Raw genomic sequence first — 12677 nt, forward strand, 5'->3', positions numbered from 1 at the left:
GCGCTTGCCAAGCTAGTAGATGGTCACGCCGTACGCGTTCATCGCCTCGATGACCGGCTGGAAGTACGTGACGCCGCCGGAGCTGCAGTCACCGGTACCACCCGAGGTGAGCCCATAGGCGTACGTGCGGTAGAACAGCGGGCCGCCGGAGTCGCCGGGCTCGGCGCAGACGTTGGTGCGGATCAGGTTGCCCACCGCGCCCTCGTCATAGATCACCGTGGCGTTCAGGCCGGTGACCTTGCCGCCGTGCAGGCCGCTGGTGATGCCCGAGCGGTAGACCGTCTGGCCGAGGCCAGGGTTGGCAGCCCGGACGATGTCCTGGGAGCGGCCGTTGTAGAGGCTCACGCTGCCACCGGGCTTGAGGCCGGCCCTGTAGGCGATCACGGCATAGTCGTTGCCCGGGAAGCTGGGCCGGTAGACCGAACCGACCAGGTTGCGGTGGGCCTCGTCGCTGTACCAGGTCGCGGCGTCCTTGCCGCAGTGGCCGGCGGTGAGCAGGAAGTACTTGCCACCGCGCTGGACGTTGAAGCCGGCCGAGCAGGTCCAGTCGCCGCTGTAGATCCCACCGCCGCCGTTGACGTACTTGGTCAGCTTGCCGGGGAGCTTCTCCATCACGACCTGGTCGCCGAACTGCTTGGTGACCTTGGTCAGCGAGTTGTACTTGGTGCCGATCACGGTCGAGTCGTAGGAGACGACGACCTTGCCGTCCGGCCTGGTCATCCAGGCAGTGCCAGGGACGGCGGCGTCCTTGGTCAGGGCGGCGGAGATGGCGGCGGCGGTACGCGGTCCGGGCGGCGTCTGCTGTGGGGCGGCAGAGGCAGCGTTGGCGGCTGGGATGGCGGTCAGGGCGAGCGCACCAGTGGCCAGCGTCGCCACCGCGCGGCGGAGGGAAAGCGATGTCATGGGAGACACCTTTCCACCGCGACCGGTTCAGCCGGGGGAGTTGGCAGCAAGCTGTCGTTCACTCGTGACGCAACGAGTGCAGGACGAACGAGGAGAGCTCGCGGTACGCCTCGGCGTCGCTCAGCCCGGTACGCCGGGCGATGTCGCCGCGCTGGATCGCCTGCATCGTGTGCGCGATCATCTCGGCCGCGAAGCCGATGTCGACCTGCCGGAAGGCCCGGCTCTCGATCCCTTCCTCGATCAGCGTCCGGACCCGGTCGGCCGCGATCCGGGTGTTGCGCTCGTAGACCGACCGGGCCGGCGCGAACGTCGCGACGTCGTCCAGGAAGGTCCGGCTGGCCGGCCGCAGCGCGTCGGCGACGGCGTTCAGGTACGCCGCGATCCGGCGGTCCGGCCGGGTCTGCTTGGCCACCGCGGACTCGACCTCGGCGGTGGCATTCTTGAAGTAGTGCTTGACCACCTCGACGGCGAGCTGCTCCTTGCTCGGCGCCAGCGCGTACAGGGTCGTCTTGCTGCACCGCAGCTCGGCGGCCAGGTCGTCCAGGGTGAACCGGCTGAAGCCCTGGGTGAGGAACAGGGACAGGAGCCGGTCGAGCAGTTCGGACTGCCTGCGGGTACGACGCCCGGGGACGACTGTTGTCATATCGAGACAGCATAGAACGATACGGAACTTTGGTCTTCAGTATCGATAGGAGTATCATTTCGGTAGCCACTGAGAGGGGTGCGTGATGGCTGTCGATCGCTTGCTCCCGACCGAGGAGGCCGGTGAGCTGCTGGGGCTGGTGCGGGACCTGTGTGAGCACGAGCTCGCGCCGTACGCCGCGAAGGCCGAGGAGACCGAGACCTTCCCGCGGGAGGCGTTCCGCACGCTCGGCAAGGCGGGCCTGCTGGGCCTGCCCTACCCGGAGCAGTACGGCGGCGCCGAGCAGCCGTACGAGGTCTATCTCCAGATGCTCGAGGAGATCGCCGCGGCCTGGATGTCGGTCGGTGTCGGCCTGTCTGTGCACACGATGACCAGCTATGCGATCGCCACCTTCGGTACTGCGGATCAGCGCGAGCTCCTCCTGCCCGACATGGTCGGTGGCGAGCTGCTCGGCGCCTACGCGCTCTCCGAGCCGCAGGCCGGGTCCGACATCAGCGGGATGACAACGAAGGCAATCCGCGACGGCGACCACTACGTGCTGAGCGGCACCAAGTCGTGGATCACGCACGGCTCGCACGCCGACTTCTACACCACCTTCGCGCGGACGTCGGCGGACCCGAAGCACGGGATCTCCGCCTTCCACGTGCCCGCGTCGGCCGAGGGGCTCAGCTTCGGCGCCCCGGAGCGCAAGATGGGCCTGACCGGATCCACCACCACGCTGGTCAACTACGACGGCGTCCGGGTGCCGGTCGCCAACCTGATCGGCAACGAGGGCGACGGGATGCGGATCGCGCTCTCGGCTCTCGACTCCGGCCGGCTCGGCATCGCCGCCTGCGCGGTCGGCCTGGCGCAGGCTGCGCTCGACCTCGCCGCGTCGTACGCGCTGGGCCGCGAGCAGTTCGGTCATCCGATCTCTGACTTCCAGGGCATGCAGTTCCTGCTGGCCGACATGGCCGCGGCGACCGAGTCGGCGCGTTCGACGTACCTGCAAGCCGCTCGCCGGCGCGACCTCGGCCGGCCGTTCACCCAGCAGGCGGCGATCGCCAAACTGGTCTGCACCGACGCCGCGATGAAGGTGACCACCGACGCGGTCCAGGTGCTCGGTGGCTACGGTTACACCCGCGAGTTCCCGGCCGAGCGCTACATGCGCGAGGCCAAGGTCACTCAGATCTTCGAAGGCACCAACCAGATTCAGCGCCTCGTAATCAGCCGCGATCTCCTCAGGAGTGTTCGATGAAGCTTGCCGCGTCCGATGTCGTTCTCGTCACCGGCGGTGGCTCCGGGCTCGGAGAGGCGACCGTACGCCGGTACGCCGCGACCGGGTCCGGCGTGGTGATCTGCGACCTGCCGTCCTCGGCGGGCAAGGCGATCGCCGACGAACTGGGCGACCGCGTCGTCTTCGTCCCCACCGACGTCACCGACGAGGCCGCCGTCACCGCCGCCCTCGACGCGGCCGCTGCGCTCGGCCCCCTGCGCCTCGTCGTCACCTGCGCCGGCATCGCCACCCCCGGCCGGGTCGTCGGCCGCAAGGGACCGTTGCCGTTGGCAACCTTCAAGCAGGTGATCGAGGTCAATGTCATCGGCACCTTCAACGTGCTCCGCCTCGCCGCCGAGCGCATCATGGCGCTGGACCCCGACGAAGACGGCGACCGCGGCGTCGTGGTGATGACCGCTTCGATCGCTGCCTATGACGGCCAGATCGGCCAGGCGGCGTACGCCTCCAGCAAGGGCGCCATCGTCTCTCTCACCCTCACCGCCGCGCGCGATCTGGCCGACAAGGGCATCCGGGTGGTCACCATCGCCCCCGGCACCATGGAGACCCCCATGCTCGCCGGCCTCCCCGAAGAAGCCCGCAAGGTCCTCGAACAGCAGGTCCCACACCCGGCCCGCCTCGGCCGCCCGTCCGAGTACGCCGCCCTCGTCGACCACATCGTCAGCAACCAGCTCCTCAACGGCGAGGTCATCCGCCTGGATGGCGCCCTCCGGATGCCCCCGCGCTAACTGCCCTGTTGACAGCCGCTGACAGTTCTGGCCGACGACCTGACAGCCTTCGTCAACTACGACCGCCGCCTGCTCGCCGCCGCCGAAGACCTGGGCCTACCGGTCGCCGCGCTAGCGGGCCGGTGGGGTGGAGCCGGCCGGGATCTGGATGACGTTTGTGGGCTGTTCTGGGTTGTGGACGCCGGTGAAGAGCAGGTCGGTGAAGGCGATGGAGAACACGCGGGAGTCGGAGCCGACCCTCGTGTAGTACTGGTTGGTGCAGTTCTGTTCCTGGAAGAGCATCGACCAGTTGCCGTCGGGGCCGTGCAGGGTCAAGCGCACCGTTTTCAAGCCTTGTGGTAGGCAGAGCAGCGTGCTGGGAACGCGGATCTTGGGCGCGGTCTGGAGTTCTCTGGTGATCTGCTGGGCCAGGCTGGTCGCCTGCTTGCCCTCGAGGCTCGAGCCTGCGATCAGGGATGACTGCTTGCCGCGGTAGATGCCCCAGTAGTCGCAGATGTCGACCGAGGTGATCTTGCCCAGGACCAACGACTCGGTTGAATCGTCTTCTTGGGGGAGATAGCCGTTCTGCTCGCAGCCATAGCCGTCCGGTGCGTTGATGAGTGGGGCGGCGGAGTCGAGGATGCGCTGCCGGAGCGCATCGTTCTGGGTGAGCACGCTGACGCGGACGCCGCCGACCTCACGGGTCTCCTCGGTCCAGCCGGCGTCGTACTTCTTGATGCCCGGCTTCTGGACGTCGTCGAACCATACGTACTCGTGCCGTTCCTTCAGTGGCATGACCGCTACTGCGCAACCGGACCACTTGGGGGTGACCCAAGGTGCAAGTCGGCCGATCGTCGGCGCCGTCGCGGATCCGCAGGGGGCCGGGCTCGACGCGTAATGCGTCCAGCTCGCGGGCACCTGGACCTGGACCGTCTTGTACGACTCCCAGCGGAAGCCCTTCGCCGCCGAGCCTCCGTCGGTGTTTCCGGCGGGGCCGGCGTCGTGGTTCAGGGACTGGGTTGCGGTGATGGTGGTGGCGACGACGGCGGCGGCCAGTACGGCGGCGCCGATGGTGCGGCCGGTGCGGCGGCGGCGTAGGCGGGTGTGGACGGTCGTCAGCAGGTTGTGGTCGTCCGGCGCCTCGGCGGCGTGACGGTCGAGGGATTCGGTCAGCAGCGTCTCGGTGGGGTCTTCGGTCGTCACTGGGTGACCTCCTCGGTCGTGCCCAGGGTCGTTCGGAGCGACGCCAGGGCGCGGTGGATCTGGGAGCGGACCGTGGCCGGAGTGCAGTCGAGGATCTTGGCGATCTCGCTGTCCGGCAGGCCTTCGTAGTACCGGAGGACGACGGCGGCGCGCTGCTTGGTCGGCAGGGAAGCGCACAGTGTCCAGACCGCGTCCTGCTCGGCATGCGGGACCGCATGGTCCTGAGTGGTCGTGTCGAGTGGCTCGGCGACCGGCGTCTCGCGGCGGAAGAACTTGCGCCAGCGTGAGATGTCGGCGTTGATGACCGCCCGGCGAAGGTAGGCCTCCGGATCACCGAGCCTGCCGATCTTCGCCCAGCGCGGGTAGGCCGCGACCAGGGCGTCCTGGACCGCCTCCTCAGCGCGCGAATGATCGCGCGTCATCAGGTACCCGAACCGCAGCAACGCGGCCCCGCGCAACTGGACCCACTCGTCGAAATCCGGCGATCCCCCGTCGGCCATCTCCCACCTCCTACCCCGTACCACGCCGGCGACAGCTCAGACGTTGCACGGCGGCGGAGGTCAGTCCAGATCGGGATCCAGCGTCGCGCCAGGCAGCGGCGCCGGAGGCAAGGTCAGCTTCTCGTCGGGCTTGGCGGCCAGGACGTCGTCGACGTACGAGCGGGCCGCCTCCATCGTGTCCACCTCGTGGCCGGCCTGCTCGGACAGGAACCAGCGGTGCTCCAGCACCTCGTGGAACACCTCGGCCGGCTCCAGCTTGCGCTTCAGGTTCCGCGGTACCGACCGCACGACCGGCTCGAACACCTCGGTCAGCCACTCGTGCGCGACGATCTCCTCGTCCTCACCCTGCTGGTCGGTCGCGGCCGAGTACGAGTCGAGGTCGTTCAGCAGCCGGCGCGCCTGGTTCTCCTCGACGTCCAGCCCGGTGAGCCGAAGCAGCCGGCGCGAGTGGTGGCCGGCGTCCACGACCTTCGGCTGGATCCGGACCTGGCTGCCGTCCCAGTCGGTGATGATGTCGATCTCGGCGACGTCGAAGCCGAGCTCGTTCAGCCGCCGGATCCGCGAGTCGAGCCGGTGCATCTCGTCGGTGCGGAACTCCTCCGGCGCGGTCAGCTCCTTCCAGAGCGCCTCGTACCGGGCGGTGATCGAGTGGATCGTCTCCAGCGGATCGATGGACTCGTCGAGCAGCCCACCCTCCTCCAGGTCGGACAGCTCGCCGAACAGGTTGATCTCGGCCGTGTAGAGGTCGTGCGCGCGCTGCCCGTCGGAGATCTCCTGGTGCAGCTCGCCGGTCTCCGCGTCCACCAGGTACGCCGCGAAGGCACCGGCATCACGCCGGAACAGGGTGTTCGACAGCGAACAGTCGCCCCAGAAGAAGCCCAGCAGATGCAGCCGGACGATCAGCGCGACCAGCGCGTCGATCAGCCGGTTGACCGTGTCCGGCCGCAGCGTGCTGGAGAACAGCGCCCGGTACGGCAGCGAGAACTGCAGATGCTTGGTGACCAGGATCGAGTCGAGCGGCTCGCCGTTCTTGTCCAGCCGGTCGGTGATCACGCCGACGGGCTCGACCGAGGGCGAGTCCAGCCGCTCGAGGTCGCGCAGCAGCCGGTACTCGTGCATCGCGAGGTGTTCCATCACCTCTTTGATCGCGTAGACCGTGCCGCTGACCCGGACGAACCGGACGACGTGGCGCGAGATACCGCGGGGGAGCGCGACCAGCTGGTCCTCCGGCCAGTCCTCCAGCGGGATGTCCCAGGGGAGCGAGAGCAGGCCGGTGTCCGGGCGAGTGGCTACGAAGCGAGGCACGCAGACCAGTGTGGCAGTTCCTGACGGATCGGGTAACGAACGCAAGTGACCGCAAGAATTTGCGGAATGTGGCGTAGTGTTTGCGCTATGACGCGACGACTTGCTGAGGTGGCGAAGAAGGTCGGGGTCAGCGAGGCCACGGTGAGCCGGGTGCTGAACGGCAAACCCGGGGTGTCCGAGGCGACCCGCGAGGCGGTGCTGACCGCGCTGGACGTGCTGGGCTACGAGCGGCCGACCCAGCTCCGGGGGGACCGCGCCCGCCTGGTCGGCCTGGTGCTGCCGGAGTTGCAGAACCCGATCTTCCCGGCCTTCGCCGAGGTGGTCGGCGGGGCGCTGGCGCAGCAGGGGTTCACGTCGTTGCTGTGCACAAGGACAGTCGGCGGTGTCTCCGAGGCCGACTATGTCGACCTGCTCCTGCAGCAGCAGGTCTCGGGCGTCGTCTTCGCCGGTGGTTTCTACGCCCAGGCTGACGCGCCGCACGCGCACTACGAGCTGATCCAGGAGCGCCGGCTGCCGACCGTGCTGGTCAACGCGGCCGTCGACCACCTCGGCTTCCCGCAGGTGTCATCGGATGACGTGGTGGCCGCGGAGATGGCGATCGGGCACCTGCGCGCGCTCGGCCACCAGAAGATCGGGATGGTGCTCGGCCCGCGCGACCACATCCCGTCGCGGCGCAAGCTGGACGCTTTCCTGAAGTCTCCGGAGGCCGACCCGGAGCTGGTCGAGCACACGATGTTCTCGCTCGAGGGTGGTCACGCGGCCGCGACCCGGCTGGTGAAGCAGGGCGTCACCGGGATCGTCTGCGCGAGCGACATCCTGGCGCTCGGCGCGATCCGGGCCGTCCGCCGGGCCGGTTTGTCCGTACCTGACGACGTCTCGGTGATCGGGTACGACGACTCCGCGATGATGAACTGCACCGACCCGCCATTGACGACGGTCCGGCAGCCGATCGACGCGATGGGCCGGGCCGCGGTCGACATGCTGGTGGCGCTGATCGAGCGGGCCGCCGTACCGGCCGACGAACTGCTGTTCGAGCCCGAGCTGGTGGTCCGCGCGTCGACCGCCCGGCTGAGGACGACCGCCAAGGTCTGACAACGACAGACACCCCAACGGGGGTCTTGAGCAGAATTCCTGCTCGAGGCCCCCGTTTTGCGTTGTTCCGGTCAGGAGTCACGTTTTTGCAACTTGCGATCGAACTATTGCGCGCATCTAGTCGCGTTGCCTACGGTACGGACCACATCCGAGGGGCGGGACGGAAAGCGCCCTCGCCAGTAGAAGGGCACATCGATGAGGACAACGAGCCACCGCAAGGCGCTCAGCCTGTTGCTCGTGGCAGGGCTCGGCCTAGCCGCCGCGTCCTGTGGATCCGGGGACGACAACAAGCCGGCGGCCCAGGGGTCGGGCGACGCCAATGCTCCCGTGACCATCACCGTGGGCTGCCAGCCGCCGAAGAGCAATCCGAAGGAACGCGCCGGGTGGGACGAGGACGTCGCGGCCTTCCAGAAGCTGCACCCGAACATCACCATCCAGAGCAAGGACGCGTTCCCCTGCATCAACCCGGACACCTTCCAGGCGAAGCTGGCCGGCGGCACCCAGGAGGACGTGTTCTACGTCTACTACACCGACGTCCAGAAGATCATCAAGGCCAAGCAGGCCGCCGACATCAGCCAGTACGTCGGTGACGTGAAGGAGCTCAAGGACATCCGCCCCGACGTCCAGAGCGTCTTCAAGGACGGCGACAAGACCTACGGCCTGCCGCGTAACAACTACAACATGGGCCTGGTCTACAACCGCAAGCTCTTCACCCAGGCCGGGCTCAACCCGGACTCGCCGCCGAAGACCTGGGCCGAGGTGCAGGAGGCGGCCAAGAAGATCGCCGGCCTCGGCGCGGGCTACACGGGCTTTGGTGAGTACAGCGCGGGCAACACCGGCGGTTGGCACTTCGCCGCCTCGCTGTACGCCCGTGGCGGCTCGATGGTGAGCGACGACGGCAAGACCGCCGCGTTCAACAGCGACGAGGGCAGGGCCGTGCTGGAGAACCTGAAGAAGATGCGCTGGGACGACAACAGCATGGGCACCAAGCAGCTCCTGCAGTGGGAAGACCTGATGCGGATGATGGGCTCGGGCAAGCTCGGCATGATGATCGGCGCGCCGGACGTGGTCCAGTCGGTCAACAACGACTTCCAGGGCAAGTTCGACGACTACGGCGTGACGGCGGTACCGGAGTCCGACGGTCACTCGTCGCTGAGCGGTGGCGACGGGTACATGTTCAACCCGAAGGCCTCGCCGGACAAGATCAAGGCCGGCCTGCTGTGGCTGCAGTTCCACGAGCTGACGCCGGGCCAGGGCCAGTTCAACTACGAGCGGGCCAAGGCGCAGGGCCGCCCGGTCGGCCTGCCGATCCCGGACCTGTACGGCAACACCGCGCCGGGCAAGGAAATCGTTGCCCTTCGCAAGCAGTTCGCCACCGTGCCGGTCGACCACTTCACCCCGTACGTCGACGCGCAGGCCAACATCACCAACAAGCTCGAGCCGCCGAAGGCGCAGGAGCTGTACGCCGTACTCGATGTCGCGATGTCCGCGGTGCTGACGCGTAAGGACGCCGACATCAGCAAGCTGCTCTCGGACGCCGAGGGCAAGGCCAACAAGATTCTCGCCAAGAACACCTGATGGCAGTTCTGACCGCGAAGCCGCCGGTGCGCCGTTCCCTTCCCCAGGGAGCGGCGCGCCGCGCGGTGGGCAGGAACCTCACGGCGTACGGGTTCCTCTGCGGGGCACTGATCTGTTTCGCCTTCTTCTCCTGGTACCCGATGATCCGCGAGGTCATCCTCAGCTTCCAGGAGAACAACTTCGTCGATCCCGCCAAATGGGTCGGCTTCGACAACTTCCGGACCGTGATCGAGGACCCGGCCTTCCGGTCCGCGTGGCTGAACACGGCCGCCTTCAGCGGTCTCGCGCTGATCGTCGGCTACGCGATCCCGTTCGTGCTTGCGGTGGTGCTGAACGAACTGAAGCACGCCAGGGCGTACCTGCGGTTCGTCGTCTACCTGCCGGTGATGCTGCCGCCCGCGGTCGGGGTGCTGCTGTTCAAGTGGTTCTACGATCCGGGCGCGGGCCTGTTCAACCAGATCCTCGACGTCTTCGGCATCCCGCCGCTGAGCTGGCTCGACTCGTCCAGCACCGCGCTGATCTCGCTCGTCCTGGTCTCGACCTGGATGAACCTCGGGACCGGCACGCTGATCTACCTGGCCGCGCTGCAGAGCATCCCCGGTGAGCTGTACGAATCCGCGGAGCTCGACGGCGCCGGGCTGTTCAAGCGGGTCTGGCACGTGACGATCCCGCAGACCAAACTCATCCTGCTGGTGATGCTGCTGCTCCAGGTGGTGGCGACCATGCAGGTCTTCATCGAGCCCTACCTGCTGACCGGCGGCGGTCCCGAGAACGCGACCGTGACAGTGGCCTACCTGATGTACCAGTACGCCTTCAACTTCGGCGACTTCGGTGGCGGCGGTGCGCTCGGCCTGATGCTGATGGTGGTCCTGATGGTCTTCTCGACGATCTATCTGCGCGTCTCGCGCGACAACGAGGGTGCCCGATGACGACGACGCTGCAACCCCGACAGGTGCTGGAGGCAACGACACCGGCGCCGGCGCCCCGGCGTACCAGGAAGAAGAAGGACAAGGGTCGCGGGTACGAGACCAGGAGCCTGGTGTCGCCGCTGGCGCTGCGATCCTTGCGCGGCAAGGCGACGTACTGGACTGTGCTGGTCGTGGTGGTGATCGGCTTCACGCTCGCCTTCGTCTTCCCGCTCTACTGGATGGTGACCGGCGCGCTGAAGTCACCGGAGGAGATCGCCCAGATCCCGCCGAGCTTCTTCCCGAAGCACTTCGACTTCGGCGTCTACGCCGACGCCTGGAACCAGCTCCAGCTCGGCGTCTTCCTGAAGAACACCGCCCTGTACGCCGGTGGCGCGTGGCTGTTCACCTTGGCGGTCGATGTGACCGCGGCGTACGCGTTGTCGAAGCTGCGGCCGTTCTTCGGCAAGCTGATCCTGGCGCTGATGCTGGCCACCTTGATGATCCCGCCGATGGTGCTGCTGCTGCCGACGTACCTGGTCGCCAAGGACGTTCCGCTGTTCCACGTCAGCCTGCTCAACACGCCGTGGGCGATCTGGTTGCCGGCGGCGGCGAACGGGTTCTTCATCTTCCTGCTCAAGCGGTTCTTCGACTCGATCCCGCGCGAGCTGCTGGAGGCGGCCGAGATCGACGGTGCCTCGCCGATGCGGATCCTGTGGTCGATCGTGCTGCCGGTGTCGCGGCCGATCCTCGGCGTGGTCTCGATCCTGTCGGTGGTGACGGTCTGGAAGGACTTCGTCTGGCCGCTGCTGGTCCTGCCGGAGACCGACAAGATGTCGATCAGCGTCGGGATCGCGTCGCTGTCGGCGCAGATGCCGCAGAACGTGCTGATCGCGTCCCTGGTGATCGCGTCACTGCCGACGATCGGAGTCTTCTTCGTGTTCCAGCGCAGCATCATGGCGGGTCTCACCGCCGGAAGCCTCAAAGGCTGATCCCCTCCCAACCCCCTAAGGAGAAGCAATGTCGGACACATGGTGGCGCGGAGCTGCGATCTACCAGGTCTATCTGCGCAGCTTTGCCGACGGCAACGGTGACGGGATCGGCGATCTCGCGGGGCTGCGGGCCAAGCTGCCGTACCTGGCGGAGCTCGGTGTCGACGCGATCTGGCTGAACCCGTGGTACCCGTCGCCGATGGCCGACGGTGGCTACGACGTCGCCGACTACCGCGCGATCGACCCGAGCTTCGGCACCCTGGCCGAGGCCGAGGCGTACATCGACGAGGCACACGCGCTGGGGATCCGGACCATCATCGACATCGTGCCGAACCACGGCTCGGACCAGCAGGACTGGTTCGTCCAGGCGCTGGCGGCCGGGCCCGGCTCGGTGGAGCGGGAGCGGTTCCTGTTTCGCGACGGGCGGGCCGGTGGGCTGCCACCGAACGACTGGCAGTCGATCTTCAACGGGCCGGCCTGGACCCAGGTCGCGGACGGGCAGTGGTACCTGCATCTGTTCGCACCCGAGCAGCCGGACTTCAACTGGCGCAATCGCGAGGTGGTGGAGGAGTTCCACGCGATCCTGCGGTTCTGGCTGGACCGCGGGGTGGACGGGATCCGGATCGACAGCGCGGCGGTGCTCTTCAAGGACCTGGACAGCGTCGAGGAGTCGTACACCGATCACGACGAGGTGCATGACGTGTACCGCGGCTGGCGGCAGATCACCGACGAGTACGAGGGCCGCTTCCTGGTCGGCGAGATGTGGATGCCGGACCAGGAACGCTTCGCCCTGTACCTGCGCCCCGACGAGATGCAGACCGCCTTCAACTTCGACTTCCTCTCCCGCCCCTGGGATGCAGCCGAGCTGCGCGCCTCGATCGACCTGACTCTCACGACTCACGTCCCGATCGGAGCCCCGCCCACCTGGGTCCTCTCCAACCACGACGTCACCCGCCCGGTCACGAAGTACGGCCGCCCCGACACGTCCTTCTCCCACCAGGACCGCAAGCACGGCATGGAAACCGACCCGGTCCTGGGCGAACGCCGAGCCCGAGCCGCCGCGCTCCTGGCGATGGCCCTCCCTGGCAGCCTCTACGTCTACCAAGGCGAGGAACTAGGCCTCCCGGAGGTCGAGGACCTCCCCGACCACCTCCTCCAAGACCCCCTCTGGGAGCGCTCGAACGGCACCGACCGCGGCCGAGACGGCTGCCGAGTCCCCATCCCGTGGTCCGGCAAAGAACCCCCCTTCGGCTTCGGCGCCGGCACCCCCTGGCTCCCCCAACCTGCCGACTGGAAAAACCTCACAGTCGAGTCCCAGCAGGCAGACCAGAACTCGATGCTCGCCCTCTACCGCAACGGCCTGAAAATCCGCCGCACAACCCTAGGCGACGGCACCCTAACCTGGCTCGACTCAGCCCCAGGCGTCCTAGCCTTCACCCGCGAGTCCCTGACCTGCGTCGTCAACCTCACCGCGGACGCCATCGAGCTGCCCGCGCACACCGAACTACTCCTCACCAGCAACCCACTGGAAGAAGGCAAACTCCCCTCAGACACAACAGCCTGGCTCCGCTGATCT

Annotated in this window: 12 protein-coding genes; 7 read left to right on the top strand and 5 right to left on the bottom strand. The window is 67.6% G+C overall.

Annotated features, from left to right (window positions below; all coding sequences use genetic code 11):
- Positions 1-12 precede the first annotated feature (12 nt).
- Together ABD768_RS28695 and ABD768_RS28700 are read right to left on the bottom strand one after the other, a co-directional pair.
- Complete coding sequence (locus tag ABD768_RS28695; RefSeq protein WP_343969673.1) at positions 13-903, bottom strand: S1 family peptidase; 891 nt, start codon at positions 901-903, stop codon at positions 13-15.
- Between the two features lie 58 nt (positions 904-961).
- Positions 962-1546, bottom strand: a complete 585-nt coding sequence (locus tag ABD768_RS28700; RefSeq protein ID WP_344845766.1) for a TetR/AcrR family transcriptional regulator — start codon at positions 1544-1546, stop codon at positions 962-964.
- A gap of 85 nt (positions 1547-1631) precedes the next feature.
- On the opposite strand from ABD768_RS28700, the gene ABD768_RS28705 reads away from it, so the two are divergent.
- Positions 1632-2783 (top strand): acyl-CoA dehydrogenase family protein, encoded by a 1152-nt coding sequence (locus ABD768_RS28705; protein WP_344845769.1) that lies wholly within the window; start codon positions 1632-1634, stop codon positions 2781-2783.
- Positions 2780-3547: an SDR family NAD(P)-dependent oxidoreductase gene (locus ABD768_RS28710; RefSeq protein WP_344845772.1), complete on the top strand. Its 768-nt coding sequence runs from the start codon at positions 2780-2782 to the stop codon at positions 3545-3547. The genes ABD768_RS28705 and ABD768_RS28710 overlap by 4 nt, the downstream gene beginning before the upstream one ends.
- Before the next feature lie 111 nt (positions 3548-3658).
- Here ABD768_RS28710 and ABD768_RS28715 read toward each other — a convergent pair whose 3' ends face one another.
- Genes ABD768_RS28715 through ABD768_RS28725 form a run of 3 tightly spaced genes read right to left on the bottom strand, consistent with a single transcriptional unit; the run spans position 3659 to position 6534 of the window.
- Complete coding sequence (locus tag ABD768_RS28715) at positions 3659-4729, bottom strand: hypothetical protein (RefSeq protein WP_344845774.1); 1071 nt, start codon at positions 4727-4729, stop codon at positions 3659-3661.
- Positions 4726-5229 (bottom strand): SigE family RNA polymerase sigma factor, encoded by a 504-nt coding sequence (locus ABD768_RS28720; RefSeq protein ID WP_343969660.1) that lies wholly within the window; start codon positions 5227-5229, stop codon positions 4726-4728. The genes ABD768_RS28715 and ABD768_RS28720 overlap by 4 nt, the downstream gene beginning before the upstream one ends.
- 60 nt (positions 5230-5289) lie before the next feature.
- Complete coding sequence (locus tag ABD768_RS28725) at positions 5290-6534, bottom strand: DUF4032 domain-containing protein (protein WP_343969657.1); 1245 nt, start codon at positions 6532-6534, stop codon at positions 5290-5292.
- Positions 6535-6621: 87 nt separating this feature from the next.
- On the opposite strand from ABD768_RS28725, the gene ABD768_RS28730 reads away from it, so the two are divergent.
- The 5 genes from ABD768_RS28730 (at position 6622) to ABD768_RS28750 (ending at position 12674) form a co-directional block, all read left to right on the top strand.
- Entirely contained in the window at positions 6622-7626 is a 1005-nt protein-coding gene (locus ABD768_RS28730) for a LacI family DNA-binding transcriptional regulator (protein WP_343969654.1), read from the top strand.
- A gap of 195 nt (positions 7627-7821) precedes the next feature.
- Positions 7822-9204 carry an ABC transporter substrate-binding protein gene (locus tag ABD768_RS28735; protein WP_344845779.1) on the top strand — a complete coding sequence of 461 codons (1383 nt, stop codon included), beginning with the start codon at positions 7822-7824 and terminating at the stop codon, positions 9202-9204.
- Complete coding sequence (locus tag ABD768_RS28740; protein ID WP_343969648.1) at positions 9204-10133, top strand: carbohydrate ABC transporter permease; 930 nt, start codon at positions 9204-9206, stop codon at positions 10131-10133. The genes ABD768_RS28735 and ABD768_RS28740 overlap by 1 nt, the downstream gene beginning before the upstream one ends.
- Positions 10130-11101 carry a carbohydrate ABC transporter permease gene (locus ABD768_RS28745; RefSeq protein ID WP_344845781.1) on the top strand — a complete coding sequence of 324 codons (972 nt, stop codon included), beginning with the start codon at positions 10130-10132 and terminating at the stop codon, positions 11099-11101. The genes ABD768_RS28740 and ABD768_RS28745 overlap by 4 nt, the downstream gene beginning before the upstream one ends.
- Before the next feature lie 28 nt (positions 11102-11129).
- Positions 11130-12674 (top strand): glycoside hydrolase family 13 protein, encoded by a 1545-nt coding sequence (locus ABD768_RS28750; RefSeq protein WP_344845783.1) that lies wholly within the window; start codon positions 11130-11132, stop codon positions 12672-12674.
- Positions 12675-12677: the final 3 nt, after the last annotated feature.

Source organism: Kribbella ginsengisoli, from assembly GCF_039537185.1.
Lineage (GTDB): Bacteria > Actinomycetota > Actinomycetes > Propionibacteriales > Kribbellaceae > Kribbella > Kribbella koreensis.

Bases quoted from the DNA above. Each gene is read 5' to 3' on its own strand.
- ABD768_RS28695 (WP_343969673.1), bottom strand. From the start codon at position 903: ATGACATCGCTTTCCCTCCGCCGCGCGGTGGCGACGCTGGCCACTGGT.
- ABD768_RS28700 (WP_344845766.1), bottom strand. From the start codon at position 1,546: ATGACAACAGTCGTCCCCGGGCGTCGTACCCGCAGGCAGTCCGAACTG.
- ABD768_RS28705 (WP_344845769.1), top strand. From the start codon at position 1,632: ATGGCTGTCGATCGCTTGCTCCCGACCGAGGAGGCCGGTGAGCTGCTG.
- ABD768_RS28710 (WP_344845772.1), top strand. From the start codon at position 2,780: ATGAAGCTTGCCGCGTCCGATGTCGTTCTCGTCACCGGCGGTGGCTCC.
- ABD768_RS28720 (WP_343969660.1), bottom strand. From the start codon at position 5,229: ATGGCCGACGGGGGATCGCCGGATTTCGACGAGTGGGTCCAGTTGCGC.
- ABD768_RS28730 (WP_343969654.1), top strand. From the start codon at position 6,622: ATGACGCGACGACTTGCTGAGGTGGCGAAGAAGGTCGGGGTCAGCGAG.
- ABD768_RS28735 (WP_344845779.1), top strand. From the start codon at position 7,822: ATGAGGACAACGAGCCACCGCAAGGCGCTCAGCCTGTTGCTCGTGGCA.
- ABD768_RS28740 (WP_343969648.1), top strand. From the start codon at position 9,204: ATGGCAGTTCTGACCGCGAAGCCGCCGGTGCGCCGTTCCCTTCCCCAG.
- ABD768_RS28745 (WP_344845781.1), top strand. From the start codon at position 10,130: ATGACGACGACGCTGCAACCCCGACAGGTGCTGGAGGCAACGACACCG.
- ABD768_RS28750 (WP_344845783.1), top strand. From the start codon at position 11,130: ATGTCGGACACATGGTGGCGCGGAGCTGCGATCTACCAGGTCTATCTG.